This is a genomic window from Thiohalocapsa sp., from assembly GCF_019695415.1.
Taxonomy (GTDB): Bacteria; Pseudomonadota; Gammaproteobacteria; order Chromatiales; family Chromatiaceae; genus Thiohalocapsa.
The window spans coordinates 1-2,851 of record NZ_JAIFKJ010000357.1 but is presented as its reverse complement, the minus strand read 5'-3'; the positions used below and the strand labels follow the sequence as shown (position 1 = coordinate 2,851).

General features: G+C 67.1%; 3 protein-coding genes, 1 tRNA gene and 1 riboswitch. Of the genes, 2 read left to right on the top strand and 2 right to left on the bottom strand.

Features of this window, described 5'->3' with window-relative positions; all coding sequences use genetic code 11:
- Positions 1–1,003: adenosylhomocysteinase (locus I6U14_RS10215; RefSeq protein ID WP_296899021.1), on the bottom strand; the 1,003-nt coding region annotated here is incomplete at its 3' end.
- A gap of 21 nt (positions 1,004–1,024) precedes the next feature.
- A riboswitch (S-adenosyl-L-homocysteine riboswitch) is annotated at positions 1,025–1,106 on the bottom strand.
- 259 nt (positions 1,107–1,365) lie between these two features.
- Positions 1,366–2,217 (bottom strand): DMT family transporter, encoded by an 852-nt coding sequence (locus I6U14_RS10210; RefSeq protein WP_296899019.1) that lies wholly within the window; start codon positions 2,215–2,217, stop codon positions 1,366–1,368.
- Between the two features lie 221 nt (positions 2,218–2,438).
- On the opposite strand from I6U14_RS10210, the gene I6U14_RS10205 reads away from it, so the two are divergent.
- Positions 2,439–2,515, top strand: a tRNA-Arg gene (locus tag I6U14_RS10205).
- Positions 2,516–2,628: 113 nt separating this feature from the next.
- On the top strand, positions 2,629–2,851 hold a 223-nt coding region (locus I6U14_RS10200; RefSeq protein WP_296899017.1), incomplete at its 3' end, for a hypothetical protein.

Below are 2,851 nucleotides of genomic sequence, written 5' to 3'. Positions count from 1 at the left end.
AGACGATGGCCTGGTCCTTCATGGCCAGCATGTGCTCTTCGGTGATGATGTCCTTGTTGCCGGTGGCGGTGACGAAGATGTCGGCCTCGCCGACGACGTCATCGAGCCGCACGACCCGATAGCCTTCCATCGCCGCCTGCAGGGCGCAGATGGGGTCGACCTCGGTCACCCAGACGTTGGCGCCCAGGCCGCGCAGCGAGGCGGCCGAGCCCTTGCCGACGTCGCCGTAGCCGCAGACCACGGCGACCTTGCCGGCGATCATCACGTCGGTGGCGCGCTTGATGCCGTCCACCAGGGACTCGCGGCAGCCGTAGAGGTTGTCGAACTTGGACTTGGTCACCGAGTCGTTGACGTTCATGGCCGGGAACAGCAGCGTGCCCGCCTTGTGCATCTCGTAGAGGCGATGCACGCCGGTGGTGGTCTCCTCGGTGACGCCCTTGATGCCCTCGGCGGTGCGGTGCCAGTGGCGGTTGTCGCGCTCGAAGGTGCGGTTCAGCACGCCCAGGACGGCCGTCCACTCCTCGTTGTCGTCGGCGGTGGCCTGGGGCACGGAGCCGGCCTTCTCGTACTCAACGCCCTTGTGCACCAGCAGCGTCGCGTCGCCGCCGTCATCCAGAATCATGTTCGGGCCGCCGCCGTCGGGCCAGTTCAGCACCTGCTCGGTGCACCACCAGTACTCCTCAAGCGTCTCGCCCTTCCAGGCGTAGACCGGGATGCCGCGGGCGGCAATCGCAGCAGCCGCGTGGTCCTGCGTCGAGAAGATGTTGCAGGAGGCCCAGCGGACCTCGGCGCCGAGCTCCACCAGGGTCTCGATCAGCACCGCGGTCTGGATGGTCATGTGCAGGCTGCCGGTGATGCGCGCCCCTTTGAGCGGCTTGCTCGGGCCGTACTTCTCGCGGATGGCCATCAGGCCGGGCATCTCGGTCTCGGCGATGTCCATCTCCTTGCGCCCGAAGTCGGCAAGGGAGATGTCGGCGACCTTGTAGTCGTTGAGCTCACTCATGGTATTCAGCTCCTGAAGTCACGTGAGTGAGCGCCGTTGGAAACGATGAACGCCCGCCCGAGCCTGGCAGGGCGTCAGCCCTGTTGCAGCGCTCCTCGGAACGAGGCTTGGATGTTGGGCGATGCGGTCGGGTTGTCCTCATGCGCACGGCAGTTGAGGGCAGTTCCGGGCGTCGGCTATACAGGCCGCTTGCGCGGCGGGGATGCGCCGGATTGGCGCGGTCGATGGCGGTAACGTTCCGAGTCGGCTACGGTGGCTTGCCGGATTCGGGCGTCTACCCTAAGGGCCCCATTCTAACGCGATCGGTCCAGTGCCTGTCCAGCCGCCGGCGTCGCGGCGCCCCATGTGCCGGGTGCCGCGCGTCACCGCCGCCGCAGCACGATGGCAACGCCGCCGAGCGTCGCTGCGGCGGCCAGCGTCAGCCGCAGCGTCAGCGGCTCCGCCAGGAGCAGCACGCCGCCGGCCGCAGCGATGACTGGCACCGAGAGCTGCACGGTGGCGGCGCTGGTGGCCCTGAGGCCGGGCAGCGCCGCGTACCAGATGGCGTAACCGAGCCCGGAGGCGACGGCGCCAGAAGCCACTGCCAGTGCGATGCCGCTCCAGGACGCCTCCACGCCGTTCAGAAACGCGAGCGACAGTATCAGCGCCGGCGGAACGGCATACAGGAAATTGCTCGCGGTGGCCGCCAGCGGACGCGCCACACCCTTGCCGCGCAATGAGTAGGCGCCCCAGGCGATGCCCGCAACCGCCATCAGCACTGCACCGCGCGGATCGGGTGCCGTGAGACCGGGCGCCACCAGATAGACCAAGCCCGCCACCGCCAGCGCTAGGCCGAGCCAGGACAGCGGCGGGAACTGCTCTCCACGACCCAGTGCCACCGCGAACATGGTGAGCTGCACGGCACCGAACAGGATCAACGCCCCGGTGCCCGCGTCGAGTGACAGATAAGCGAACGAGAAGCAGGCCATGTAGATAAAGAGCGCCGCCACAGAGCGCCAGTCCGCCCGCGGGGGTCCGGCACGCCGCCACTGCGGCCAGGCGAGCAGTGCCAGCATCAACGCGCCGGAGAGCATACGAATCGTCGTGAAGCTTGCGGCGTCGATGGCCCCGTCGCGCAGCGCGAGGCGGCACAGCACGGAATTTGCCGCGAAGGCCAGCATGGCCACTGCGGTCAGGCTGGCGGTGCGTGAGATGACCCTGGAGAGTGCTGGCATTGGGAAAGGCTTCTCGCGATCCGGCAAGGCGGTCGTGCCGTTGCCCTTTCTGGAGCGTCCAGGAGTTCAGCCCGTCGTGTTTGAACGGTCAAGTACCTCGTTTCGCAAATGCGCGGGTGCGTGGTCCATCCGAATGCTGCATGCCGCGCTGGCGTAGGCGGTAAGGCCGCGAGCGATGCCTTGACGGCTGAAAGTGACTCAGACATACTGTGGCGCTTCACGCGCCCGTAGCTCAGCTGGATAGAGTACCTGGCTACGAACCAGGTGGTCGGAGGTTCGAATCCTTCCGGGCGCGCCAAACACAACAAGGGCTTAGAGGTTCCCCTCTGAGCCCTTTTTCTTTGGGCCACCGACGAGCAGCCAGCGGCCGTAAGCTCGGCCGCTGCGGCAGTGATTGGCCCTCGGCGGGGCTTGGAAGCCAGCTACCCGGAGCGAGAGTCCTACAAGTGCGGCTATCTGCCAAAGGACGATGGCACGGAGGTGAGGGTTGAGCGGCACGTGGCGGCTCTGCTGTTCCGGGCTGTTCTGGACTTCGTCACCCGAATACCGCTGCTCGGCTTCATCGCCTGGCTCGCCGTGCGCTTGGGCTGGCCCTTCGTCAAGCACAACGGCGAAACGGGAGGCGGCAAGCCGC

What these genes read in the sequence shown, in the direction of transcription:
- I6U14_RS10210 (WP_296899019.1), bottom strand. Translation starts at nt 2,217, where the DNA reads ATGCCAGCACTCTCCAGGGTCATCTCACGCACCGCCAGCCTGACCGCA.